The sequence below is a fragment of the Bradyrhizobium sp. USDA 336 genome (genome assembly GCF_044908355.1).
Taxonomy (GTDB): Bacteria; Pseudomonadota; Alphaproteobacteria; order Rhizobiales; family Xanthobacteraceae; genus Bradyrhizobium; species Bradyrhizobium yuanmingense.
In genome coordinates this window covers 596,391-621,148 of the sequence record NZ_JBIYDC010000002.1, presented here as the reverse complement: position 1 = coordinate 621,148, position 24,758 = coordinate 596,391, and the positions used below count along the sequence as shown (strand labels likewise).

Genomic DNA, 24,758 nt, shown 5'->3' with positions numbered 1-24,758 from the left:
GTGACAGCACCCTCGACCCACACGACCAAACCTGCAACGGGCACCGCCGCCCTCCTCAAGACCGCCTTCATCAACGCCCTCATTGCGCTGGTGCTGTTCTCGCTGATGGTCGGCATCCGCACCGAGGCGGGGCCCGAGGGCCAGCTCACCTACTGGACGCGATTCGGCGAGCTCGCCTCCCTCGTCGCCGCGGTGTTCGGCGGCTCGATCGCGATCGAGCTGCTCAGGCAATGGATCGGCCCTGCCGGCACCGAGACGCTCGTGCCGCCGGCGGTGCAGAAGGGCATGTCGCTGGTCGGCCGCTATCTTGCGCCCGCGCTGCTGATCTTCACGCTGCTGGTGCCCGTGATCTTCTATAACCAGCGCTATATCCTCGACCTCGCCATTCTCGTGCTCACCTATGTGATGCTGGGCTGGGGCCTCAACGTCGTGGTCGGGCTCGCCGGCCTGCTCGATCTCGGCTACGTCGCGTTCTATGCGGTCGGCGCCTATTCCTATGCGCTGCTCGCCACCAATTTCGGCTGGTCGTTCTGGATCTGCCTGCCGCTCGCCGGCATCCTCGCCGCATTCTGGGGCGTGCTGCTCGGCTTCCCCGTGCTGCGCCTGCGCGGCGACTATCTCGCCATCGTGACGCTCGCCTTCGGCGAGATCATCCGCCTCGTCCTGATCAACTGGCAGGATCTGACCGGCGGACCGAACGGCGTATCCGGTATTCCGCGTCCGACCCTGTTCGGCATTCCGCTCGACAGGAGCGACGATGGGTTGGCCGCCCTGCTCCGCATCGAGTATTCGCCGACCCACCGCATCGTCTTCCTGTTCTATCTGATCCTGGCGCTGGCGCTGCTCACCAATTGGGTGACGATCCGCCTGCGCCGGCTGCCGATCGGGCGCGCCTGGGAAGCCTTGCGCGAGGACGAGGTCGCCTGCCGCGCGCTTGGCATCAACACCACGACGACCAAGCTCACGGCGTTCGCGACCGGCGCCATGTTCGGTGGCTTCGCCGGCGCCTTCTTCGCCACCCGGCAGGGCTTCATCAGCCCGGAATCGTTCACCTTCCACGAATCGGCGCTGGTGCTCGCCATCGTCGTGCTCGGCGGCATGGGCTCGCAGCTGGGCGTCGCGCTGGCGGCGCTGACCATGATCGGCGGGTTCGAGCTGTTCCGCGGCCTCGAAAACTATCGCATGCTGGTGTTCGGCTGGGCGATGGTGCTGATCATGATCTGGCGGCCACGCGGCCTGGTCGGCCATCGCGCGCCGACCGTCTACCTGAAGAAGTCGCAGGCCATCTCCTCCGACCTCGTCAAGGAAGGCCACGGATGAGCCGCAGCACGATCCTCAGCGTCGACCGGCTGACCATGCGCTTCGGCGGCATCGTCGCCGTGCAAGATCTCTCGTTCGCCGCCGAGCGGAAGAAGATCACCGCGCTGATCGGGCCGAACGGTGCCGGCAAAACCACCGTGTTCAACTGCATCACCGGCTTCTACAAGCCGACCGGCGGGTCGATTCGCCTGACCCATGACGACGGCAGGGAAATCGCGCTGGAGCGGCTCAACGATTTCCGCATCGCCAAGCAGGCCAAGGTCGCCCGCACGTTCCAGAACATCCGCCTGTTTCCCGGCATGACGGCGCTGGAGAACCTGATGGTGGCGCAGCACAACGCGTTGATGCACGCCTCGGGCTTCACCTTGCTCGGCCTCGTCGGCGCGCCCGCCTACCGCGAGGCCGAAAAGCGCGCGATCGATCTTGCCACCGACTGGCTGAAGCGGGTCAACCTGCTCGACCGCGCCGACGATGCCGCCGGCAATTTCGCCTATGGCGACCAGCGCCGGCTGGAAATCGCGCGCGCGATGTGCACCGAGCCCGCGCTGCTGTGCCTGGACGAACCCGCCGCCGGCCTCAACGCGCGAGAGAGCGCGGCGCTGAACGAGCTCCTGCTTTCGATCCGCAACGACCTGGGAACGTCGATCCTCCTGATCGAACATGACATGTCGGTGGTGATGGAGATCTCCGACCACATCGTGGTGATGGATCACGGCGTGAAGATCGCACAAGGCACGCCGCGCGAGGTGCGCGACGATCCCAAGGTGATCGCCGCCTATCTCGGCACCGACGAGGAAGAAGCCGCGGCCGTCATGGAGAGCGGATCGTGACGGCGGCGCCCCCCCTGCTCGCGATCCGGGGCCTGCGCGCGGCCTACGGCAAGATCGAGGCTCTGAAGGGCGTCGACGTCGACATCAATGCGGGCGAGATCGTGGCGCTGATCGGCGCCAACGGCGCCGGCAAGTCGACGCTGATGATGACGATCTTCGGCAAGCCGCGCGCCCGCGCCGGGCAGATCCTGTACGAGGGCAAGGACATCACGGCCGTCCCGACCCACGAGATCGCCCATTTGCGCATCGCGCAGTCGCCCGAAGGCCGCCGCATCTTCCCGCGCATGAGCGTCGCCGAGAACCTCCAGATGGGGGCCGACGTCACCGAGAGCACGCCGGCGGAACGGGAGAGCACGCTCGAGCGCGTGTTCGCCCTGTTTCCCCGCCTGAAGGAGCGTTTCGCCCAGCGCGGCGGAACCCTGTCCGGCGGCGAGCAGCAGATGCTCGCGATCGGCCGCGCCTTGATGAGCCGCCCTCGCCTGCTCCTGCTCGATGAACCCTCGCTGGGGCTCGCCCCGCTCATCGCGCGGCAGATTTTCGACGCCATCCGCACACTGAACCGGCAGGACGGCCTGACCGTGCTGATCGTCGAGCAAAACGCCAACCATGCCCTCAAGCTCGCCCACCGCGGCTATGTCATGGTCAATGGCCTGATCACGCTGGCCGGCAGCGGCGCCGAATTGCTGCAGCGCCCCGAAATCCGGGCCGCTTATCTGGAAGGCGGACGGCACTAACCCGGGCCCCGCCCTGCGCGAGGATGCGGCTAGATATCTTGGCGTATGCCCGTATTTTGCCGGTGACTTCTCCTCGAATTCATTCAAGAATGGCGCCGGTTTGAACCGGGCATGCCCGGCAACTTCCACAGGCGACCACCCGCGAGGTATCTCATGAAATCACTGAAGCTCATCGGTCTGGCATTCGGCGCATCGCTCGCGCTGTCGAGCGCGGCATTCGCGCAGGATGTCACCGTCGCAGTCGCAGGCCCGATGACCGGCGGCGAGTCCGCCTTCGGCCGCCAGATGAAGAACGGCGCCGAGATGGCCGTGGCCGACATCAATGCCGCCGGTGGCGTCAACGGCAAGAAGCTCGCGCTCAACGCCGAGGACGACGCCTGCGATCCGAAACAGGCCCGCTCGATCGCGGAAAAGATCGCCGGCGCCAAGATCCCGTTCGTCGCCGGCCATTTCTGCTCGTCGTCTTCGATCCCTGCCTCTGAAGCCTATGCGGACGGTAACGTCCTGCAAATCACCCCGGCTTCGACCAACCCGCTCTTCACCGAGCGCAAGCTGTGGAACGTGGCCCGGGTGTGCGGCCGCGACGACCAGCAGGGCCTGATCGCCGCGCAGTACATCGCCAAGAACTACAAGGGCAAGAACATCGCGATCCTCAACGACAAGACCACCTACGGCAAGGGTCTTGCCGACGAGACCAAGAAGGCGCTCAACAAGGCCGGCATTACCGAGAAGATGTACGAATCCTACAACAAGGGCGACAAGGACTTCAATGCGATCGTCTCGCGCCTGAAGAAGGATAATGTCGAACTCGTCTATGTCGGCGGTTACCATCAGGAAGCCGGCCTCATCCTGCGCCAGATGCGCGATCAGGGCCTGAAGACGGTGCTGATGTCGGGCGACGCGCTCGCCGACAAGGAGTACGCCTCCATCACCGGTCCCGCCGGCGAAGGCACGCTGTTCACCTTCGGTCCCGACCCGCGCAACAAGCCGACCGCGAAGAAGATCGTCGAGGCGTTCAAGGCCAAGGGCATCGATCCGGAAGGCTATACGCTCTATACCTACGCTGCGCTGCAGGTCTGGACGCAGGCGGTCAAGAAGGCCGGTACCACCGACGCCAAGAAGGTCATGGAGACCATCAAGGCCGGCAAGTGGGACACGGTGCTCGGCCCGATCGAGATTGACGCCAAGGGCGACCTCAAGCAGATCGACTATGTCGTCTACAAGTGGGACGCAAAGGGCAATTACGCCGAGCTCGGCGCCAAGGGCTCCTGATCAAGGGCTCTTGATCCAGAATGCTCTTCGGGGATCCCGATCAGCGATCCCCCGAAGGCTCCCGCCATCGCGACCACGCCCCGGCTTGCCGGGGCGTTCTTTTGCCGGTCAGACCGCGGCCGAAATCTCGCCGCCGGCCGCGGCCTGGGCCTTCCGCAGGGCCTGCAGCAGATCGTTCGGCCGAAACGACTTTTGCAGGCCGACCACGTTGGCGAGGTGGGGCGATTGGTCCATGAAATCGAGTGCCGTCATCCCGGATACCGCAATCACCGGCAGCGCCGGCGCGCGTTCGCGCAAGGCGGTGATGACGTCGACGCCGCTGGTATCACCGAGGAAGATGTCCACATTCGCCGCGTCAAAGCGGCCTTCCGCAAAGGCCTTCAGCCCCGCCGCGCCGCTTTCGGCCTCCACGACCTCGAAATGGTTGACCCGAAGCACGATCGCCACATCGCACGGACGTCCTTCTGGTCGTCGATGATGAGAACGCGGGGCATAGGGCAAACTCCCGATCTCGACATCAAAATCGCCTGTTTCAAACCTGGAACCGGCCGCGGCGGCAGGGCATTATGACACCGCCCCGTAAAGCGCCCCTTACCGATCCCTGTTCCGTGCGCTCACCGAAATTAGGTAAGCTGTAACCCTCGGTTGAGTCGTAAACCGGTTCCGTTGACCACCCGCGCCCAGAACCCGCTACGATGAACGGACAGCCGGCCAATGAGACTAGCGGAGATGCTTAAGCCCACCGACTCGCGCGAGATGGACGTGCCGGCGGCGATCGACCGAAGCACATTTCTGTCGACCCTGCCGGCCACCGGGGCCGACCGCACCGCAGCATTGACGATCGTCGGTGTATCCTCGCTCCTGTTCGCCGCAGCCGTGCCCTTCGCTGGTACCCCGCTCCTGCCGGTCCCCGCCTTTGTCGCCAGCTATCAATCCGCGCTGGCCGTGAGCGACATCGTCACGGCCGTGCTGCTGCTGTCACAATTTGCGATTCTGCGGACCCGCGCGCTGCTGTGGCTCGCGGGCGGCTATCTCTTCACCGCGGCGGCGGCGCTGGTTCATGCCCTCACCTTCCCAGGGCTGTTCGCCCCGACGGGACTCCTGGGCGCGGGCCGGCAGACCACGGTGTGGCTCTACATGATCTGGCACGCCGGCTTTCCGCTCTGCGTGATGGCATATGCCTGGCTGAAGGAACAGGACGGTGGGCCCCGGATCCGCGGCGCGGTAAGCAAGGCGATTTATGCCTGCGGGCTCAGCGTGGTCGCCGCGATGGCGGTCTTCGCCTGGATCGTCACCGCGCAGCACGATCTGTTGCCGGTGCTGTTGAGCGAGGGCCGCTACACGGCAACCATGATCGGCGTCGTGTCCTTCGTGTGGTCGCTGAGCTTTGCCGCGCTGATCTCGCTCTGGTTCCGCAAGCCGCATACGGTGATCGACATCTGGCTCATGGTGGTCATGTGCGCCTGGCTGTTCGACATCGCCCTGTCGGCGATCGTCAACGTCGCGCGCTTCGATCTCGGATTCTATGCCGGCCGGCTCTACGGCCTCGCCGCGGCGACCTTCGTGCTGGCGGTGCTCCTGGTCGAGAATGTCCGCCTCCAGGCGCGTACAGTGGGCCTCGTCGGAAAGCTGCGCCAGCAATCGGCCTCGGAACGCGACTATTTCGGCAAACGCCTCGCGCTGTACGGCGCCGTGGTCGAATCCTCCAATGACGCGATCATCACCAAGTCGCTCGACGGCATCATCACCGGCTGGAACAAGGCCGCCGAAAATCTGTTCGGCTACGCCGCCGCCGAGGCCGTCGGCAAGCCGATCGACATCATCGTGCCGCCGGATCGCAAGGGCGAAATCAGAAGCATCCTCAACCAGATCGCCAGCAACGAGTCGATCGCCCAGCACGAGACGGTCCGAATCCGGAAAGACGGCCGCCCGCTCAACGTCGTCCTGAACGTCTCACCGCTGCGGACCGACGATGGAGAGATCATCGGCGCTTCCAAGATCGCCCACGACATCACCGAAGAAAAGCAGGCCAGAGAGAAGCTGCGCCGCGAGACCGAGGAACGCCAGCGCATCTTCGAGACATCGCAGGACCTGATCCTGGTCACTGACGGCTATGGCAATTTCATCCAGGTCAGCCCGAGCGTGCGGAACATTCTCGGCTACGCTCCCGAGGACATGGTCGGGCACAGCGCGACCGAATTCATCCATCCCGACGATCTCGAGAAGACGCGGAACGAGATGCGTGCAGCCCGTCGCGGCGCGGTCAAGCGCAGCTTCGAGGCGCGCTACTACCATTACGACGGTCACGAGGTCACGCTGAACTGGATGGGCACGTGGTCGGAGCCGGTGAAACGCCACTTCTTCATCGGCCGCGACCTCACCGACAAGCAGGCCGCCGAAGCCCAGCTCCGGCAGGTCCAGAAAATGGACTCGATCGGCCAGTTGACTGGCGGCGTCGCGCACGACTTCAACAACGTGCTGACGGTGATCACGGGCACGATCGGCATTCTCAGCGACGCGGTCGCCGACCGGCCCGAGCTTGCCGCGATCACCAAGCTGATCGACGACGCTGCCGAGCGCGGCGCGCAGCTGACCAAGCATCTGCTCGCCTTCGCCCGCAAGCAGCCGCTCCAGCCGCGAGAGATCGACGTCAACGCACTGGTGCTCGAAGCCGCCAAGCTCTTGCATCCGACGCTCGGCGAGCAGATCACCATCATGCCGCAGCTGACCGAGGATGCCTGGCCGGCGCTGGTCGACCCGGGCCAGCTCTCCACCGCGATCCTCAATCTCGCGCTGAACGCGCGCGACGCCATGCCCGAGGGCGGCACCCTGGTGTTGGAGACCCGCAACATCTTCCTCGACGACGGCTATGCCAGCATGAACCCCGACGTCGTTGCCGGCAGTTACGTGATGATCGCGGTCAGCGACACCGGCAGCGGAATTCCTGCCGAGCTGATCGACCGGGTGTTCGATCCCTTCTTCACGACCAAGGAGGTCGGCAAGGGCACTGGCCTCGGCCTCAGCATGGTGTTCGGCTTCGTCAAGCAATCGGGCGGGCACATCAAGATCTACAGCGAGGAAGGCCACGGCACGAGCGTGAAGATCTACCTGCCGCGCTCGACAGGTGTGCAGGAGACCGAGTTCGAATCGCTCCAGAATGCGCCAATCACCGGCGGTAACGAGAAGATCCTGATCGTCGAGGACGATGCCCTGGTGCGGCAGTATGTCGTGACGCAGGTCAAGAGCCTCGGCTATACCGCGCTCGAGGCCGCCAACGGCGCAGAGGCGCTCAATATCATCGACAGCGACGAAACCATCGACCTGCTGTTCACCGACATCATCATGCCCGGCAACATGAACGGCCGCCAGCTGGCGGACGAAGCGCACAAGCGCCGCCCCGACCTGAAGACGCTGTTCACCTCGGGCTACACCGAGAACGCCATCGTCCATCACGGCCGGCTCGATTCCGGCGTGCTGCTGCTGGCCAAGCCCTACCGCAAGTCCGAGCTCGCCAAGATGCTGAGGACCGCGCTCGCCGGTTGAGCCTGCGGCATTGCTGCGCTATCGCAGATCGTGAATTCTCGAACACGAGGCCGCCTTGAAGAACCTTCTCACCGATATCGCCGGCGTCCGGGTCGGCCACGCCGAAGATTCGAAAGTCGGTTCCGGGGCGACCGCGATCATCTTCGATTCTCCTGCGATCGCCGCGATCGACGTGCGCGGCGGCGGCCCCGGCACGCGCGAGGATGCACTGCTCGATCTCGCCAACACGGTCGAGCGCGTCGACGCCATCGCGCTGTCGGGCGGCTCGGCCTTCGGCCTCGACACCGGCGGCGGCGTGCAGGCCTGGCTCGCCGAGCAGGGCCGCGGCCACCGGGTTCGCGAAGCGCTGATCCCGATCGTGCCGGGGGCGATCCTGTTCGACCTGCTCAATGGCGGCGACAAGGCCTGGGGACGCTTCTCGCCGTATCGCGACCTCGGCTATGCAGCGGCGACCGCCGCCACCAACGCGGATTTCGCGCTCGGCAGCGCCGGCGCCGGCTTCGGCGCCACCACCGCGACGTTCAAGGGCGGGCTCGGCTCGGCGTCGGCCGTGACGCCGAGCGGAATCAAGGTCGCGGCGATCGTCGCCGTCAACGCGGTGGGCAGCGTCACCGTCGGCAATGGCCCGTGGTTCTGGGCGGCGCCGTTCGAGGTGGACGGCGAATTCGGTGGACGCGGCCTGCCGGACAAGTTCACCGAGGACATGCTCCGCATGCGCATCAAGGGCGGTCCCGCCGCGAGCGCGCGCGAGAACACCACCATCGGCGCCGTCGTGACCAACGCGGTGCTGACCAAGCCGCAGGCCAAGCGGCTGGCGATGATCGCGCATACCGGCTTCGCCCGCGCGATCTATCCGGTGCATGCGCCGACCGACGGCGACGTGCTGTTCGCCGCCGCCACCTGCGAAAAGCCGATCGAGCCGCTGGTTGGTCTCACCGAGCTCGGCACGATCGCCGCCAACGTGGTCGCCCGCGCGATCGCCCGCGGCGTCTACAGCGCGACGGCCCTGCCGTTTCCGGGCGCGCAGGCGGCTTGGAAGGACCGGTTCGGCTAGAAACGAAACCGTCACCCAAGCGTTACCCGGCGGACAAGGTGTGCGGCCATGCCCTCTTCCGTGATCCGCTTTTTTCGCTATGCGCCAGATAGACGCGAACTGAAGGTGACGTTCGTCAGCGGGCGCCTCTATGTCTATGAGGATGTTCCGCCCGAGATCGCTGCTGCGTTCAGGGATGCGCGCGCAAAAGGAACGTTCTTCAATCGCGAGATCCGTGACCGCTATGCCTGTCGTGACATCACGCACGAACCTGCCGGTTCGCTTCGGGATGGGCTCACACGCTGATCGACATCGATGAAGCTGCTGATCCCGCGCTGGCCTGCGCCTGGCGCTGCATCATCTGCCCGAACCAGTCATAAGGCGAATTGCCGCCACCTTTCGCATTCGACGAGCTGGCGGCGCCCGGCACCGTGGTCGACATCTTGAAGCCGTCGGCATAGGTGACGGTGGTGGTGGTCGAGCCGTCGGCATTGGTTGTCGTGGTCGACGTCGAACCGCGGCTGGGTTGCGACGAGGAATCCGCGCCTTCCGCGTGATCACGGCCGTGACCGCCCCTCAGCGCCTTCGTCATCTCGCCGAGATTGACGCTGCCGTCCGCATTCGCGTCCATCTTCGAAAACACGTCGTCGGCCTGGGCCAGATTGGTGCCGCCCGCGCCAAGCGCTTCCTCGAACTCGGACTTGGTGATCTTGCCGTCGCCATCCACGTCGATCCGCGAGAAGAGATCCTTCAGCGCAGCCTCCCGGCCCTTCGACGTCGAGGATGTGCCGTCGGCCGACTGGCTCTGCGCCGCGAACAGCGCATTCATCGTCTCCGCCGAGATCTGCGGATATTTACCTGCATTGACTGACGAGGTCGCGCCGGTCGTGCTGCTGCTGCCGCTGTCGATTGCGAACGGATTGGTCGGCGCGCTCTGCGAGGAGCCCGTCTTGTGCGCCGCCGACGACGATTTCGCGTTCGTCAGCGACTGGATCGCGTCGAGCGCGTTCGATACCGCACCAAGGGCGAACAACATTGCACAACTCCAACAGGATGCGGCATGCCGCGACCAATGTTCTGCGGCTGAAGTCAGCAAGCGCCGTGCCATCGCGAAAAGCTCAACGATATCCGCATCCGTCGGGTCGTGCAGGCCGCGGGAACATCGGCAATTCATGCCGCCGGCGGCAGAAATTTCCGCCCACAGGAAGCGCGCCCCTCCTGCATTGCCCGGCACAAGGGCCCATGTTAGGCGAGGCCATTCGTCGTCCGTCCGTCCCGGGAAAACGCGCCATGACCCAAGCTTTCGCCCCTCGCCCCCTGGCCATCGCGCCCTCGATCCTGGCCTCGGACTTCTCGAAGCTCGGCGAGGAGGTGCGCAGCGTCGACGCCGCCGGCGCCGACTGGATCCATCTCGACGTGATGGACGGGCACTTCGTTCCGAACATCTCCTACGGCCCTGACGTCATCAGGGCGATGCGCCCGCACACCAAGAAGATCTTCGACGCGCATCTGATGATCTCGCCCTGCGATCCCTATCTCGAGGCCTTCGCGAAGGCGGGCTGCGACCACATCACCGTGCACGCGGAGGCAGGTCCCCATTTGCACCGCTCGCTCCAGGCCATCCGCGCGCTCGGCAAGAAGGCCGGCGTCTCGCTCAATCCGGCGACGCCGATCAGCGCGATCGAATACGTCCTCGACCTCGTCGACCTCGTGCTGGTGATGTCGGTCAATCCCGGCTTCGGCGGCCAGGCCTTCATCCCCTCCGCGATCAACAAGATCCGGGACATCCGCGCGATGGTTGCGGGCCGCCCGATCGACATCGAGGTCGACGGCGGCGTCGGCCCCGATGTTGCGGGTGCGCTCGCCGCGGCCGGCGCCAACGCTTTCGTCGCGGGCACCTCGGTGTTCAAAGGCGGCACGCAGGAGGCCTACAAGACCAACATCGCCGCGATCCGCAACGCGGCACTTGGGGCACGCGGCGAGGCGATCTGAGACCATCGCGATCCGAACCGGAGCCGCGGCCGCTACGACCAAGTGGAATGGATAAACTCCGCGCCACTCCGTTTACTGCCGGCCTGCTTCGTCTTCTCGCCGAGTCCCTTCAGGATGGAGAGCAAGTGGTCTGGCAGGGGCAGCCCGACGCCATCGCCAACGCGACAATGTGGCGATTTCTCTGGTGGATCGGATTTCCCTGGTTGTTGCTGACCGTCATCGCCGTCAGCAACGATTGGATCGACCAAGCGACCCAACCTCTGGCAATGATTGGGGTTGGGATGATTGCAGCTCCGTTCGTGATGCTGCTGCAAGACCTGCAGACGCTTTATGTGATCACCGACCGCCGCGCGCTGATCGTGCGCACGGCCTGGAGCAGACGCAGCGTGAGTGCTACTTCGTTCGACGCCATGGATGAAGTGTTCGAAATCCTCGACATCGGCGGCGGCGTCGGCCACCTGAACTTTGCGTCAGGGCGCTCGACCCGTTCGCCCGATACCGACTACACCGGGCGCTATGGATTTCGCTGTGTTCGAGACGCAAGGCGCATCCGGGATATCCTCGACGATGCGCGCACCGGCAAAGTGCGTCGGCCGCACGCGGGAAGAACTGCGGCTTCCACGGGTTCTGCAAGGCGCAAACCTTAAAATTGTAGCCTTGGTCCGTACTCATCCGGGCTTCACTGATTCGCGCAAATCATTGCTAGTGATTCCTGCCTGTTTTCGCGGGAGCACATCATGACGACGACCCTGGTTTGGACTGGCGTGGCGTTGTGGATTGGTTTCAGTGCGTTTGTGGTGTTCAGTCCCTCGGCCGGACCGGTCGAGGCCCCGGCACGTCCGGCCCGCAACATCCGTCGCGACCGCACCAGGGGCTGACGTCATGCAGATCGCACTCGTGAGGCGTCAGCCGAAGCGCCGGTGCCGGATTCCACGGCGCCCGCATCCGAGCCTCGATTATTTCTTCGGCCGCCTCGAGCGCGCCGATGGCACGCTGGACGACGATGCCGGGCTCGACACTTCGGACCTCGACCGTTCGCTTGGCTCGCCGCGCCGACACTAAGAACTCTTTTCCGGACCGCCCATGAAACCGCATTGCCCGAACTGCCTGAAGGAAATGACCAAGGCGTCCGCGTCGCGTAACCTGTTCAATTGCGAGCCCTGCCGCGAGATCATCCAGTATTTCGGCGGCAGCGCGGATCACGGCGAGCCGGGACCGCAATTCGCCTGGCCGATCCGCCGCAAGCGCGCATTTGCCGTCCACGCGGCCTGATCCGGCCTGTAAAATCGCCCCGGCCGGCCTAACCTTCGCCGGCCTCCGGCCCGCCGACGTCCCCTGCCAATCGCGGTGGCCGCACCACGGTGACGGTGCAGCTCGCCTCCGAGGCCACCTTGGCCGATACGCTGCCGAGCAGCATGCGCCGGAACGAGCTCTGTCGCGCGCCGATGATGACATGGTCGACCTGGTTGGCCTTGGCAAACTCCAGGATCGCGGCGGCGGGATCGACCGCCTCCAGCACATGAGCCGACAGCCGGCTCTCATCCAGCTTGAGCGGCGTTGCCCAATGCCTGAGCGCGACCAGGCGATCGATATGCTTGTTGGAGCCCTGCTCGTCCAATGTCCGGTCGATCGCAATCCGGTTCAGCTTCAGCACGTTGACGCAGGCAAGCCGCGCCGAGGGCAAGGTGGCGAGGGTGCGCTCGGTGGTCACGCGCAGCGCCTCGTTCAGCTCCGGAGCGCCCTCCGCCGTGTCGAGCGCAACAGCAAGGATCGGGCTCGATGCGATCTGGGCTGCGACATCCGATTTCGCGCGCGGCGCCATGGCGCCCTGGTTGAAGCGCCGGCGCCAGACGATGCCGAGGGGATCGCGCTTCACTCGCTCCGAGCGCGCGGTGAGCTTGACCTGGTCCGGATAAGCGAGATCGAAGGCAAGCTGGGCCGCGGTCGGATAGCGCCACACCGGCTCGATCTCCAGACAGCGCAACACCACCTCCTGAAGCCAGGGCGGATAATCCGCACGAAGCTTCCGCGGCGGATGCGGATCGCGCCACAGCCGGCGCCGCATCGCCCGCAGCGTCTCACCCTCGCCGAACGGCCGCTCGCGGGTGGTGAAGAAGTAGAGCAGCACGCCGAGCGAAAACAGATCGCTGCGCGGATCGTCACGCACCCCGAGCAGCCGCTCGGGTGCCATATAGGGCGCGGTGCCGTAAGGCAGGCGGAATTCCTCCTGCAACAGGTCCGGCAGGTGGTTGTGATGCGACAGGCCGTAGTCGATCAGCACCGCCTCGCCGCTCTCGCGGACCATGATGCTGCTTGGCTTGATGTCGTGGTGGATCACGTTCTGCCGGTGCAGATCCGCAAGCGCTGTCGCGATCCTGGCGACGAGCTGGCGCGCCTCGTCATAAGGCAGCGGCAGGTCGGGGAGCCGCTTGTACAGCGTGGCACCGGGAATGCGCTCGATCACGACATAGGCTTGGCGGGCGAAATCGCCAGTGCCGAAGCAGGCCGGCACGTGCGGCCCCGCGAGCCGCGGCAGGATCATCATCTCCATCTCGAAGGAGACGATCGCGGCGGCGTCCTCGCCCTCCGACACCCGCGGGATCTTCATCAGCAAGGGCACGTCGATGCCGGGATGGGTGACGGTCCAAAGCGTCGCCATGCCGCCGGCATGAACGCATTCGCCGATCGTAAAACCGTCGATCTCCGCGCCTGACTTGACCAGGGGTTTGGGCATCCGTCAGCGCCCTTGCAACAAGCGGTCGGCAAGCCAAGGCGGCAGGCCGTTGTCGCGGATCCTGCTCGCTGCGGTGTCGACGTCATAGGGCGCGCGGCAATAGGTGATCTGGCACGATTCGGTGTCGAACAGTGCGAAGGCCGCTGACGGATCGCCGTCGCGGGGCTGGCCGACCGAGCCGAGCACGGCGAGCCATTGCCGTCCGCGCAGCAGCTGCACGGGGACGTCGGACTTCGGCACGAAGCTCGTCATCTTCGCCGTCACCGACATCGAATAGAGCGCCGGCCTGTGGATGTGGCCGCAAAAGGTGACGTGGGCCCGTGTCGCAATCAGGCTCTTGGCGGCGTCCACGGTCGAGCGGACATAGTGCCAGCGCTGGGGATGCGAGGCTTCCGCATGCACGAACAGGCGGCCATCGTCCTCCACCTGCATCGGCAATTCGGCCAGAAATCGCCGCTGCGCCGTGTCGAGGCGACCGCGGGTCCATTCGATCGCGATCTGCGCCTCGGCGTTCATCGTCTCGGCCGTGGAATTGATCGCCTGGTCATGATTGCCGCGCACCGCGACGGCGCCCTGCGCGACCAGCTCCATCGCGGTGTCCACCACCCATTCCGGATCGGCGCCATAGCCGACGAAGTCGCCGAGCAGGACGAAGCCCTCCGCGCCCTTCGCACGCGCGATCTTCAGGCAGGCCTCGAACGCCTGCCTGTTGCCATGGATATCCGAGAAGACAGCGAGAAGCACGCACCCTCCACCCTCAGATTCTTATTGGAAGCCGATAAGGCCAAATTGAGGGAGGTCAACAAGATGCGCCAGCACTGGGCCGTTTGCCAGCACTGCTCTACGATGATGGTGATGGCCTATTGCTCGTCCTTGGGCGGCATCCGGGGCGGCGGAATCGGCGTGAACACCGCGTCCTGGGCACCGGCCGGCGGCGCAGTGAACTCGCCGGTCGAGGAATCGCCGCCGCTGGTCTCCAGGATGGTCTTAGGCGTCACATATTCTCGAACCAGGTCGATCAGGCTGCCGTTGCCGCCGCCGAAATCCGCCGCGCGCCCTCCTTGCGGATGTCCGGCCGCGATCTCGTTCTCGGCGGCGTGGGTCTTGTCGGCCAGCCGGTCATTGTACGGCACACGAAAAGCGCGCGGGATGCCGCTCGGGCGATTGTCCTCATCCAGCGCCTCGACCCAGAGATAGATCGAGCCGGGATCGCCATCAAGCGAATGCGGCTCGACGATGCGGGCCTTCAGGAGCTTGAACGTGGTCGGCAGCCGGTCCGTGCTGGCCCAACCGAGCAGGCCGCGCATTTCCGTGAAGCTGACGATGTAGAAGGTGCTGGTCACGACCACGGCGACCGCCTTCAGTGACCAGTGCAGCCGCGCATAGACCAGAACGACCAGCAGCAGCGCGCCGATGACGGCATACGCGACCGACAGCGTCAGGATGACCGTTTGCAGGTTACTCACGGCGTACCCTCGTAGCGTTCCTGCTCACGCCGGTCCTGGCATCGAGATCGCCGCCGTTGCGCCAGCTGCTGCGGAACGTCTCCAACAGCGATTTCGGCCGCTGATCGACATCGACGACCTTGCCTTCCGCATCGATCCGGAATCGGACCGCGGTCTTCTCGTCGCCGGTGTGGTCGAGCGTGAACTTGTTGTCGAAGATCACCTGCGCGGTCGGATTGAGCTTCTGCACCTTCACACTGGCCGTCACAGGCTCGCCCGTGGTGGCGACGAAATGCGAGACGTTCACGACGTACTCGCCGGCGAGGATGCCACGCACCGTGACGATCTCCTCGCGGATCGGCGAGGCGATCTTCTTGCCGTTGACGATGATGAAATTGTTGGCCCCGCCGCGGTCGTCGCGGTCGAGCGTGAGGAAGCCGGCCTCGCGGTGGCGATACCAGGCGATGTTGCCGGCGGGATCCTGCACGAACAGGTCGAGGTCGTCGGGGTGGTTGTCCGGCCAGTCCAGCGTGATCATGAACTCCGCCTTGGAATCGATCTTGCCGTCCTTGGCGTCGGGGGAGACCGCCAGCAGCGCCAGGAAGAACAGGAAGGCGATCACCTGGAGCGCCTTGAACAGCATCACGCCCAGCGGGTCGAACGGCTCCTCGCGCGGATAGAGACCGAAATCATCCATCATGACGGCGTTCCAAAACCCTTGCGCTCCAGCACCGGCGTCACATAGGTCTCGGTCAGCACCACCGCGTCCGAGAACACCCGCTGGGTCGCGGCGTCGAGCATGTAGTACTGGATGCGGATCAGGATCGAGCCGACAAGGCCGGCCAGCGTCGTGTACATCGCGATCGCCATGCCGTCGCTCATCAAGCCCATCGAGGAGCGCATCGCGACCTTGTCCGCGGCGTCCAGCCCCGCGATCGGCGCCAGCATGATGATGAAGCCGATGATGGTGCCGAGCAGACCGAGCTTCATCAGCGTATCGGAGACGAAGGCGCCGAACCCGTTGGAGCCGCGCAAGCGATCGGCGAGATTACGTAGCAGCAGCGTCTGGTCGACCGGCCGGTAGTCCTGCGCCGCGGCTTTCGTCACCAGGCTCTGGATATGGTCGCGCACCAATCCGCGCGGCAGCACCGCCGCGCTCGCATCCAGCGCCTTGCTGCCGTCCGGTGCCGCCAGCACGGCGCGGCAGCGCCGCGCCGCGGCCCCTTCCCGCGCGATGGCCCGGGTCCGCAGGAAGCAGTGGCCGCAGGTGAGGACGTAGAGCGCCGCGATCACCGCTGAAATGTAGGTGCGGTCCGAGGTCAGCATCAGATGAATCAGGCCGAAGCGCCACAGCAGCACGACAGCGAAGATCGACAGCCCGGTGAAGATCATCCAGAACAGCAGCGCGCTGCGCTCGGATGGGTCGGCAGCCTGGCTTGCGATTGGTCCAATCGTCATCGAACTCATGCTGCACCGCTCCTGGCTTGCAGGCACCGGCCTGCAACGTGTCCTCACCGATTAGATCAAAGCCGCCGTTTCAGGTCCAAAGACCCATGCCCAATCCGGCTTGGGAAATTTGCCCGAGCTGCAATCCCTAGCGTTCCCTGCGATTGGCAAGGCACGGCGGCGTTGTTAGGCTAACCTTAGCAAACGTCGGGGGTGATCGCATGCGCCTCGTGCTTCAGCTTGTAGCCCGCCTGCTTCTGATCGTAGCGCTGTGCCTGGGAGCCGCGACCGTATGGGCCACGTTCGATGCCTACCGCAGCGTCGATCGGGCGACGGCGGCGTCGGCGCAGCGGGTCGCGCAGGCGCTTCAGGCGCTGTATTGGCGCGAGCTGTTGTTGCGCAGCAGCAGGGCCCGCGAGCATCTCCTGCCGGTTCCGGACTGGCGCACGCTGGAGACGATGAAGCTGATCTCGCCCGGCGTCTGCGTCGAGTTCCAGCCCGCTGCGGCCTTCGAAAAGCCGCTCTGCGGCCAGAGCGAGGGGCTGGGCAAGACGCCGCCGCGCTGGTTCGCCGCCATCGTGCCGACCTTCCTCGGCAGCCACGCCGAGGTGGTGCGGCCCGTCAGTCCCCGCGCCGCAGTCGCCGGAACCGTCGTTGCGACACCCCATGCGGCCGCCGCGATCGCGCTCGCCTGGGACTATGTCCTCAACGTCATCGACGTCGCGCTGCTGATGGCGGCGGCGATCGCCCTGCTTGCTTCGCTCGCCATCGCGCATGCGCTGGCGCCGGCGCGCGCGATCGTCACCGCGCTTCAGCGCATGGCACGCGGTCAATACCGCACCAGGCTGCCGCGGTTCCGCTCGATGGAGCTGGCGATGATCGGCAGCGCCGTCGGCGAGCTCGGCGGCCGGCTGGAGGAAGCGACCGAGCAGCGCGCCGCGCTGACGCGCCGCCTGATCGAGATCCGCGACGACGAGCGCCGCGCGCTCGCCCGCGAGCTGCACGACGAGTTCGGGCAGAATCTGTCCGCCATTCTCGCCTTCGCCAACACGATCGAGACGGCGAGCACGAAGCGGCACAAGGATGATGGGATCGCGCAAGACGCGCGCATGATCTCGCAGGCGACACACCATCTGATGGCCTCGCTGCGCGACGCGCTGAACCGGCTGCGCAATCCGCTGCCGGAGGAGCTCGGGCTCGAGGCGAGCCTCGTCAATCTCGTCGACAGCTGGCGCTCGCACAGCGCGGCGCGGCCGGCGATCCAGCTCGATCTCAGGGGCGACCTCACCGACATCAGCGGCCCGGCCGCCACCACCGCCTATCGGGTCGCACAGGAATGCCTAACCAACGCGCTGCGCCACAGTGCGGCGCGCGAGATCTCGCTCCGCGTCGAGCGGCGCGCGGGCGAGGACGACGCGCTGCTGATCCGCGTCGAGGACGATGGCGGCGGCGATGCAGAGCGCGTCGCGCAATCGGCCGGCTTCGGCCTCACCGGAATCCGCGAGCGCGTCACGGCGGCCGGCGGATCGCTGTCGATCCTGCCCGCCCGCGGCGGCCTCAGCGTTGCCGCGACCATCCCGCTCGCTGCGTGAGGCCGGGATGAACGAGGTGGCGGCAACAGGCATCTCCGTGCTGCTGGTCGACGACCATCCGATCGTGCGGCAAGGCTATCGGCGCGTGCTGGAGAGCCAGGGCGATCTGCATGTCGTGGCGGAAGCCGACAACGCCGCCGACGCCTACGGCGCGTTCAAGGCGCATGACCCCGACGTGGTGGTGCTCGACATTTCGATGCCCGGCGCGAGCGGGCTGGAGGCGATCCGCAACATCCGCGCCCGCAGCCCGCGGGCGCGCATTCTCGTCTTCACCATGCACAACGAGGCCGTGCTGGTGAAATCGGCCTTCGGCGCCGGCGCCTCCGGCTTCGTCACCAAGAGCAGCGAGCCGTCCGCGGTCGTGAATGCCATCCGCAGCGTGGCGCGCGGCGAGCGCGCCATGAGCGACGACATCGCACATGTGCTGGCGGAGGACAGCCTGTCTCCGACCGGCTCGGTGCTGGACCAGCTGGGTGAGCGCGAGATCGAGATTTTGCGCCAGTTCGCCGGCGGCGCCACCACCGAAGAGATCGCGGCGCATCTCAATCTCAGCGTCAAGACCGTCCAGAACTATCATTACCTGATCAAATCGAAGACCGGCGCGCGCACCGATGCGCAGCTGGTGCGGCTCGCCGCGACCTGCGGGCTGACGAGGATCTAGCAGCAAAGCTGCCGCACAGCCTCATCCCTCGCAATCCTCAATCTGCTGAACGAAATTGGAACGGTTCCGATCCGGCTCCGGTTAGTACGGCAGACAAGGAGTAAAGGGTCATGAGTAAGGGTCACCCCAAAGCAGCCGACCATCCCCCCATCATCACAGTAGGCGAGCTCATCGACGAACTTTGCCGCCTGCCGGACACCGCCATCGTCCACTTTCGCTGTCCGATGTTCGATCAGGAGCTGACATTCTACCGGCTTCGAAGGCGGTCGAAGGACGCCGTCGAAATCGCGGTCAACGCTTATCCGGACAGTCCGCCGGTCGTGCCATCGTCCGATCCTGCCTTCCACACGCGAAGACATTCGGCATCCGCACCCTTGCCCCGCGACGGCGCCGCTCTTCAGAAAACGCGAGGTTGATTGACAGCACCCAGGGCTGAACGGATTCTGCGGCCTTAGGCCGCCTTCAGCCCACGCAGCAGCAGCGCCAGCGTCGCATCGAGGCGTGCGGGGAGATCGGCGTCCTTCCATTCCTCGGCATGGGCCGGATGGTGGAAGCGGACGGTCGCATCGAAGATCGCGCGCGCGGTCACCTTGGCGTCGCCCACGGCGAACTCGCCCTGCTTCACGCCGTCGGTCAGGATCGCGGCGATCTGGTCGATCATCGCGTCCTTGTGGCATTTGACCGCCGCACAGGCCTCGCGTGCCAGGGTCAGATAAGTCTCGAACATTTCAGGATCATCGAGCACACGCGAACGCTTGGCCGCGAACAGCGTGCGCAGCCAGCGGTCGAGCCTGTCGGGCGCCGACCCCTGCTCCCTGGCGATCGCCAGCAGCGGGGCGTCGATGCGGTCCAGCCAGCGCTTGGCAACGGCCTCGCGTAGCGAAGCCTTGCTGGGAAAATGGCGGTAGACGCTGCCGTGGCTCACGTCGAGCGCACGGGCAACGTCGACCACGGTGGCCTTGGCAAGCCCGTAACGCCTGAGCACGTCCTCGGTGACTTCGAGGATCCGCTCCGGCGTCAAGACAACAGCTTCATTCATGCCAGCACCATGTTCCCATTCAGGGCTCAGTTTACTCCGGCACTAGGGCTGCTTCCGAAGCGCCCTGGCCGGTCGTTCGGAAAGCCTATGCCTTAATGCGGCAGTTTTGCAGCCTGCGCCGCGATCTGGCGCGCCACCAGCAAATTGAGCCAATGCCCAATCACGCCGGTGAAATTGAGGATTTCGGTCGTCATTGTCTAAGTCTCCATTCGTCCGCGGTCCCCGCTCTTCAATCCGCCCTCCGATCCGAGCGTGGCTCGGATGTCGGGCTCCCCGGGGCTTGTCGCGGGACGCCCAATCGGAGCGTCCGAGAACGGATATACACGTCCCGCTGACAGATTTCAATATCTGTCAGTCAATGATCCGTGATTGACAGTTAATATCTGCGGCCAGGCGCCGCCATCCCGGCCGGCCGGTCCGGTGGAAAGGTCGGCGATGCCCTTCTTCCGGGGCCCAGACCGTTTGTTTCGCCCTGCCTGCTCTGTTACATCACGGCGTAAAAAGCATTTTGGCCGGCGCCGCCGTTCTCGGGACCGCCCGCCCACCTTCCTGGAGCGCCCAATGATCCCCCGCTACACCCGCCCGGAAATGGCCTCGATCTGGGAGCCGCAGACCCGGTTCAAGATCTGGTTCGAGATCGAGGCGCATGCGGCGGACGCCCTCGCCGAGCTCGGGACCATCCCCAAGGAGGCCGCCCGGACGGTCTGGGCCAAGGCCAAGGACGCCATCTTCGACGTCGCCCGCATCGACGAGATCGAGCGCGAGACCAAGCACGATGTCATCGCCTTCCTCACCCACCTCGCCGAGATCGTCGGTCCCGAGGCGCGCTTCGTGCACCAGGGCATGACCTCCTCCGACGTGCTCGATACCTGCCTCAACGTCCAGCTCACCCGCGCCGCCGACCTCCTGCTCGCAGACCTCGACAAGGTGCTGGCCGCGCTCAAGAAGCGCGCCTTCGAGCACAAGATGACGCCGACTATCGGCCGCAGCCACGGCATCCATGCCGAGCCCGTGACCTTCGGCCTCAAGCTCGCTTATGCCTATGCCGAATTCACGCGTGCCAAGGAACGTCTGATCGCGGCGCGCAAGGAGGTCGCGACCTGCGCGATCTCCGGCGCCGTCGGCACCTTCGCGCAGATCGATCCGCGCGTCGAAGAGCACGTCGCCAAGGCCATGGGACTCGTGCCGGAGCCGATCTCGACCCAGGTGATCCCGCGCGACCGTCACGCGATGTATTTCTCGACCCTCGGCGTGATCGCCTCCTCGATCGAGCGCATTGCCGTGGAGATCCGCCACATGCAGCGCACCGAGGTGCTCGAGGCCGAAGAGTTCTTCTCTGAGGGACAAAAGGGCTCCTCCGCCATGCCGCACAAGCGCAATCCGGTGCTGTCGGAGAACCTCTCCGGCCTCTCCCGCATGGTGCGCGCCTATGTGACGCCGGCGCTGGAGAACGTCGTGCTCTGGCACGAGCGCGACATCTCGCACTCCTCGGCCGAACGCATGATGGGCCCGGACGCCACCGTGACGCTCGACTTCGCGCTGGTGCGCCTCGCCGGCCTGATCGACAAGCTGCTGGTCTATCCCGCCAACATGCAGAAGAACCTCGACCGCCTCGGCGGCCTCGTGCACTCGCAGCGCGTGCTGCTGGCACTGACCCAGAAGGGCGCCAGCCGCGAGGACGCCTACAAGCTCGTGCAGCGCAACGCCATGCCGGTCTGGCGCGGCGAAGGCGACTTCCTTCAGCTGCTGAAGAAGGACCGTGAGGTGAAGACATATCTCACCGACGCCGAGATCGAGGAGCAGTTCGACCTCGGCTATCACCTCAAGCACGTCGACACGATCTTCAGGCGCGTGTTCGGGGAAGCGTAGGATCGTAGGGTGGGTTAGCCTTGCGGCCTGCGCGAAGCGCAGTCCGCTGGGCGTAACCAACCTCTTTCGCTCCCACGGAAACCGTGGTGGGTTACGCCCGTGGATGCGCTTGCGCATCCACGGGGCTAACCCACCCTACAAACGACAACCAGAAAACGGATTCCCTCATGCCCATCGTCAATCGCGTCGCCGCCCTCTCCGACGAAATGGCCGCCTGGCGCCATGACTTCCACGAGAATCCCGAGCTGCTCTACGAAGTCCACCGCACCGCCGGCATCGTCGCCGATCGCTTGCGCGAATTCGGCTGCGACGAGGTGGTGACGGGCATCGGCCGCACCGGCGTGGTCGGCGTGATCCGCGGCCGCAAGTCGGCCTCCGGCAAGACAATCGGCCTGCGCGCCGACATGGACGCGCTGCCGATCATGGAGACGTCGGGCGTGCCTTATGCCTCGAAGGTCCCGGGCAAGATGCACGCCTGCGGCCATGACGGCCACACCGCGATGCTGCTGGGCGCGGCCAAATATCTCGCCGAGACGCGCAATTTCGACGGCACGGCCGTGATGATCTTCCAGCCGGCCGAGGAAGGCGGTGGCGGCGGCAAGGCCATGGTCGAGGACGGGCTGATGACGCGCTGGAACATCCAGGAGGTTTACGGCATGCACAACATGCCGAACCTGCCCGAGGGCCATTTCGCCACCACGTCGGGTGCGATGCTCGCCTCCTCCGACAACATCCAGATCACCGTCCGCGGCAAGGGTGGCCACGCCGGCGCCGGCCCGCATAAGTCGGTCGACAGCGTGCTGATCGGCTCGCAGATCGTCAACGCGCTGCAATCGATCGTGGCGCGCAACGTCGATCCGCTGAAATCGGCGGTGATCTCGATCACGCAATTCCACTCCGGCACCGCCTTCAACATCATCCCGGAGGTCGCCGAGCTCGCCGGCACGGTGCGCACGCTCGACCCCGAAGTGCGCGATCTCGTCGAACGCCGCATCGGCGAAGTCGCCGACAGCATCGCCCGCGCCTATGGCGGCTCGGCCGAGACGAAGTACACGCGGATGTATCCGGTGACGATGAACCATGCCCGCGAGGCCGGCCTTGCCGCCGACGTCGCCCGCGACATCGTCGGCGCCGATCGGGTCAACGACAAGTTCGTCCCGATGATGGGCGCCGAGGACTTTTCGTTCATGCTGGAAGCACGCCCCGGCGCGATGGTGCTGGTCGGCATGGGCGACGGCAACGAGTGCCACCACCCAGCCTACGTCTTCAACGACAACATTCTGGGTCACGGCGCCTCGTTCTGGGCGCGCCTGGTGGAAACACGAATGCCGGCGGGCTAGCGGGCGGGCACTCGCCGGTTCAGTTGCAGACTTCGATCATGCTGGTGCCGCCGCCGGCCATCAAGCCAGCAGCCCTGTTGGCGCCCCACGTCTCGAGCCGACAACCTTGCCGGACCGGCCGGCACCCTGCACTGTTGCAAAAGACCTGACCGGTCGCCTGCGGCTTTGACGGCGCGGACTCGCTTGCCTTCCGCTCATCGTCTCGCGGTCTGGAGTTCTCGCGCGTCGCAACAGGCTTCTTCTCCTGCACCTTTTCGCATTCGTTATCGTCATTGACACGATAACCGGCCCGGCAGGTGATCTTGACGCATTGATCGCCGTCGGCCTTGAATCCGAAATTGCACACCAGCGGACAGACCCGTCCCGGCTTGGCCTTCAGCGCGTCGAGTGCGTCGACGCTGGCCAGCTTCACGTCGAACTTGGTGCCGGCATATTTGTTGAACAGCGTCAGCGAACGCTGAGCGGCCGAACTCCACTCGCTCTCCGCAAACGAGGTCAGGCAGCCGACGCGGCGCAATTCGCTTTGTACCGATTTGGAAAGCTCGGCTGCCGATAATGTGGATGTGGGTCCGGGCGCGAGCGCAGCCACTTTCTGGTTCTCGACTTCGGGCATCTGCCGATCGGCGGCCGGTTTGGCGGCCTGCTCCGCTTTCTCGGCGGCCTGCTTGGCGGCCAGCTCGGCCTTGGCCTTCTCTGCCGCCTGTTTCTCGGCCAGCGCTTTCGCGGCCGCCGCCTCGGCGGCCTTGCGCTGCTGCTCGGCCGCTTCCGCCCTGGCCTGTTCGATCTGCTTTTGCTTCTCCGCGGCGATGCGCGCCTCTTCGGCGGCCTTGGCTGCAGCAGCCGCCTTCTCCTGCTCGGCTTTCTGAGCGCGCTCGGCGATAAGCCTTGCCTTTTCCTGCTCGGCCGCCTTGGCCTTTTGCTCGGCAGCCACGCGTGTCTCTTCGGCGCCGATCTTGTTCAACTGTCCCTTGGCGAGGTTGGCATAGAAGCCGTCCGGATAGGCCGCCAGAAACGCCTCCCAGGCATCGCGCGTCGCAAGCTGGAGCGCGAGCTCGTAGTCCCTGCGAACCGCGTCCTGCGGGTTGGCCTGCGGTCCGGTTGCGGCCGGCTTCACCACGAGCGGCACGTCGTCGCCGCCGAGCGAGCCGTAGACGTAAGGCTCCTGCTTGTAGCCGGTTGTTTTGAGCACGTCGTCGCGGACGAAGCCGAACGCCTTGCGCAGATCGAGGCCCGGCTTCGGCAGGTGCTCGACCAGCGCGGCAGCGAACGGACTGTTGCGAGAATCGCCGTCGGATGCGGTCGAACCGGCCTTCGCAGCGAAGGCAATCATCGTATTCGGGCTGGTTGGCTCGACCTTGGCGAGGCCCCGTCCGATCGCTCGCGAGGCCAGCGTGCGCTTCATCGTCTTCGCAAACGGGTTATCGCGGCAGGCATCGAGAATGATCAGGCGCAGCTGCTTGGCGGGCTCGACTGCGAACAATGCGCGCTCGACAGGGATGGTCTCGTCGAGGACGTCGCCATCCGTCTCCAACGTCGCGTCAGTCGGAATGAGATAGTTGTTGCCGTCGAGCTCGATGCCGTGGCCGGCATAGTAGATCACCGCCATGTCCGCATCGCGTGACCTGCCGGCGAACTCGCGCAACATGCGCCGCATCTCGCTCGCACTGAGATCCAGCCTGACGTCGACGGAATCGAAGCCCGCCTTCTTGAACATGCCGCCAATCAGCGTGGCGTCGTTCGCGGGATTGGTGAGCTTGGGCGCGCTCTTGTAGGCTGAATTGCCGATGACGAGCGCAACCCGCCGATCGGCGTGTGCCGATCCGCAGGCCAGTAAGGTCGCAAAAATCAATAAACCAAACAGCCGCAACGGAATCACTGCAGCCCCCTCGGATGCAATTTCCTGAGACT

At 65.5% G+C, this 24,758-nt stretch carries 25 protein-coding genes and 1 pseudogene; 17 read left to right on the top strand and 9 right to left on the bottom strand.

The genetic code is table 11. From position 1 onward, the window contains the following. From livM to ABIA45_RS03685, 4 genes are all read left to right on the top strand, one after another. Entirely contained in the window at positions 1-1,320 is a 1,320-nt protein-coding gene (gene livM, locus ABIA45_RS03700) for a high-affinity branched-chain amino acid ABC transporter permease LivM (RefSeq protein ID WP_271544868.1), read from the top strand. After that, a complete protein-coding gene (locus ABIA45_RS03695) occupies positions 1,317-2,150 on the top strand; it encodes an ABC transporter ATP-binding protein (RefSeq protein WP_271544870.1) in 834 nt (277 codons plus the stop codon). The genes livM and ABIA45_RS03695 overlap by 4 nt, the downstream gene beginning before the upstream one ends. Beyond that, positions 2,147-2,884 carry an ABC transporter ATP-binding protein gene (locus ABIA45_RS03690; RefSeq protein WP_271544872.1) on the top strand — a complete coding sequence of 246 codons (738 nt, stop codon included), beginning with the start codon at positions 2,147-2,149 and terminating at the stop codon, positions 2,882-2,884. Before ABIA45_RS03695 ends, ABIA45_RS03690 begins: the two co-directional genes overlap by 4 nt. Positions 2,885-3,037: 153 nt before the next feature. Continuing rightward, positions 3,038-4,156, top strand: a complete 1,119-nt coding sequence (locus tag ABIA45_RS03685; RefSeq protein WP_271544874.1) for a branched-chain amino acid ABC transporter substrate-binding protein — start codon at positions 3,038-3,040, stop codon at positions 4,154-4,156. A gap of 108 nt (positions 4,157-4,264) precedes the next feature. Here the strand turns inward: ABIA45_RS03685 and ABIA45_RS03680 are convergent. Continuing rightward, positions 4,265-4,650 (bottom strand): annotated as a pseudogene (locus ABIA45_RS03680) (response regulator). A gap of 235 nt (positions 4,651-4,885) precedes the next feature. On the opposite strand from ABIA45_RS03680, the gene ABIA45_RS03675 reads away from it, so the two are divergent. The 3 genes from ABIA45_RS03675 to ABIA45_RS03665 are packed head-to-tail and all read left to right on the top strand — an operon-like array spanning position 4,886 to position 9,038. Further along, complete coding sequence (locus ABIA45_RS03675) at positions 4,886-7,699, top strand: PAS domain S-box protein (protein WP_404651083.1); 2,814 nt, start codon at positions 4,886-4,888, stop codon at positions 7,697-7,699. A gap of 55 nt (positions 7,700-7,754) precedes the next feature. After that, positions 7,755-8,753: a P1 family peptidase gene (locus ABIA45_RS03670; RefSeq protein ID WP_275502241.1), complete on the top strand. Its 999-nt coding sequence runs from the start codon at positions 7,755-7,757 to the stop codon at positions 8,751-8,753. A gap of 48 nt (positions 8,754-8,801) precedes the next feature. Further along, a complete protein-coding gene (locus ABIA45_RS03665; protein ID WP_404651082.1) occupies positions 8,802-9,038 on the top strand; it encodes a KTSC domain-containing protein in 237 nt (78 codons plus the stop codon). On the opposite strand, the gene ABIA45_RS03660 is transcribed toward ABIA45_RS03665, so the two are convergent. Next, positions 9,028-9,768: an EF-hand domain-containing protein gene (locus tag ABIA45_RS03660; RefSeq protein ID WP_404651081.1), complete on the bottom strand. Its 741-nt coding sequence runs from the start codon at positions 9,766-9,768 to the stop codon at positions 9,028-9,030. The genes ABIA45_RS03665 and ABIA45_RS03660 overlap by 11 nt on opposite strands. A gap of 254 nt (positions 9,769-10,022) precedes the next feature. On the opposite strand from ABIA45_RS03660, the gene rpe reads away from it, so the two are divergent. From rpe to ABIA45_RS03635, 5 genes are all read left to right on the top strand, one after another. Next, positions 10,023-10,724: a ribulose-phosphate 3-epimerase gene (rpe, locus tag ABIA45_RS03655; protein ID WP_271544882.1), complete on the top strand. Its 702-nt coding sequence runs from the start codon at positions 10,023-10,025 to the stop codon at positions 10,722-10,724. A gap of 47 nt (positions 10,725-10,771) precedes the next feature. After that, positions 10,772-11,371 carry a hypothetical protein gene (locus tag ABIA45_RS03650; protein WP_271544884.1) on the top strand — a complete coding sequence of 200 codons (600 nt, stop codon included), beginning with the start codon at positions 10,772-10,774 and terminating at the stop codon, positions 11,369-11,371. 90 nt (positions 11,372-11,461) lie between these two features. Next, positions 11,462-11,602: a hypothetical protein gene (locus ABIA45_RS03645; protein ID WP_271544886.1), complete on the top strand. Its 141-nt coding sequence runs from the start codon at positions 11,462-11,464 to the stop codon at positions 11,600-11,602. Positions 11,603-11,606: 4 nt separating this feature from the next. Beyond that, positions 11,607-11,786, top strand: a complete 180-nt coding sequence (locus ABIA45_RS03640; RefSeq protein ID WP_157280726.1) for a hypothetical protein — start codon at positions 11,607-11,609, stop codon at positions 11,784-11,786. A gap of 21 nt (positions 11,787-11,807) precedes the next feature. Then, positions 11,808-11,996: a hypothetical protein gene (locus tag ABIA45_RS03635; protein ID WP_109143246.1), complete on the top strand. Its 189-nt coding sequence runs from the start codon at positions 11,808-11,810 to the stop codon at positions 11,994-11,996. 28 nt (positions 11,997-12,024) lie between these two features. Here the strand turns inward: ABIA45_RS03635 and ABIA45_RS03630 are convergent, their stop codons facing one another. From ABIA45_RS03630 to ABIA45_RS03610, 5 genes are all read right to left on the bottom strand, one after another. Then, the gene (locus ABIA45_RS03630; RefSeq protein ID WP_404651080.1) at positions 12,025-13,458 is read right to left on the bottom strand and encodes a universal stress protein; all 1,434 of its coding nucleotides are present in this window, start codon (positions 13,456-13,458) and stop codon (positions 12,025-12,027) included. Positions 13,459-13,461: 3 nt separating this feature from the next. Continuing rightward, the gene (locus tag ABIA45_RS03625; RefSeq protein ID WP_271544891.1) at positions 13,462-14,202 is read right to left on the bottom strand and encodes a metallophosphoesterase; all 741 of its coding nucleotides are present in this window, start codon (positions 14,200-14,202) and stop codon (positions 13,462-13,464) included. A gap of 116 nt (positions 14,203-14,318) precedes the next feature. Then, on the bottom strand, positions 14,319-14,924 hold the full coding sequence (locus tag ABIA45_RS03620; protein WP_271544893.1) for a hypothetical protein: 606 nt from the start codon (positions 14,922-14,924) through the stop codon (positions 14,319-14,321). Then, a complete protein-coding gene (locus tag ABIA45_RS03615) occupies positions 14,917-15,603 on the bottom strand; it encodes a hypothetical protein (protein ID WP_036043556.1) in 687 nt (228 codons plus the stop codon). The genes ABIA45_RS03620 and ABIA45_RS03615 overlap by 8 nt, the downstream gene beginning before the upstream one ends. Next, positions 15,600-16,370 (bottom strand): MotA/TolQ/ExbB proton channel family protein, encoded by a 771-nt coding sequence (locus ABIA45_RS03610; protein WP_404539934.1) that lies wholly within the window; start codon positions 16,368-16,370, stop codon positions 15,600-15,602. Before ABIA45_RS03610 ends, ABIA45_RS03615 begins: the two co-directional genes overlap by 4 nt. Positions 16,371-16,570: 200 nt before the next feature. Between ABIA45_RS03610 and ABIA45_RS03605 the strand changes: the two genes are divergently transcribed. The 3 genes from ABIA45_RS03605 to ABIA45_RS03595 all read left to right on the top strand — a co-directional run bounded on the left by ABIA45_RS03605 (position 16,571) and on the right by ABIA45_RS03595 (position 19,018). Further along, entirely contained in the window at positions 16,571-17,941 is a 1,371-nt protein-coding gene (locus ABIA45_RS03605) for a sensor histidine kinase (RefSeq protein ID WP_404651079.1), read from the top strand. A 7-nt stretch (positions 17,942-17,948) separates the two neighbouring features. Then, entirely contained in the window at positions 17,949-18,602 is a 654-nt protein-coding gene (locus ABIA45_RS03600) for a response regulator transcription factor (protein WP_036012892.1), read from the top strand. Positions 18,603-18,712: 110 nt separating this feature from the next. Next, positions 18,713-19,018 carry a hypothetical protein gene (locus tag ABIA45_RS03595; protein WP_275502224.1) on the top strand — a complete coding sequence of 102 codons (306 nt, stop codon included), beginning with the start codon at positions 18,713-18,715 and terminating at the stop codon, positions 19,016-19,018. A gap of 35 nt (positions 19,019-19,053) precedes the next feature. On the opposite strand, the gene ABIA45_RS03590 is transcribed toward ABIA45_RS03595, so the two are convergent. Then, a complete protein-coding gene (locus ABIA45_RS03590) occupies positions 19,054-19,641 on the bottom strand; it encodes a TetR family transcriptional regulator (protein WP_198399603.1) in 588 nt (195 codons plus the stop codon). Between the two features lie 561 nt (positions 19,642-20,202). Here ABIA45_RS03590 and purB point away from each other — a divergent pair. Both purB and ABIA45_RS03580 read left to right on the top strand, forming a co-directional pair. After that, positions 20,203-21,510, top strand: coding sequence for an adenylosuccinate lyase (gene purB / locus ABIA45_RS03585; protein WP_404539923.1), 1,308 nt, complete (start codon positions 20,203-20,205; stop codon positions 21,508-21,510). Positions 21,511-21,677: 167 nt separating this feature from the next. Further along, a complete protein-coding gene (locus ABIA45_RS03580) occupies positions 21,678-22,850 on the top strand; it encodes a M20 aminoacylase family protein (RefSeq protein WP_271544902.1) in 1,173 nt (390 codons plus the stop codon). Between the two features lie 19 nt (positions 22,851-22,869). Here ABIA45_RS03580 and ABIA45_RS03575 read toward each other — a convergent pair whose 3' ends face one another. Then, a complete protein-coding gene (locus tag ABIA45_RS03575) occupies positions 22,870-24,726 on the bottom strand; it encodes a caspase family protein (RefSeq protein ID WP_271544904.1) in 1,857 nt (618 codons plus the stop codon). Positions 24,727-24,758 lie beyond the last annotated feature (32 nt).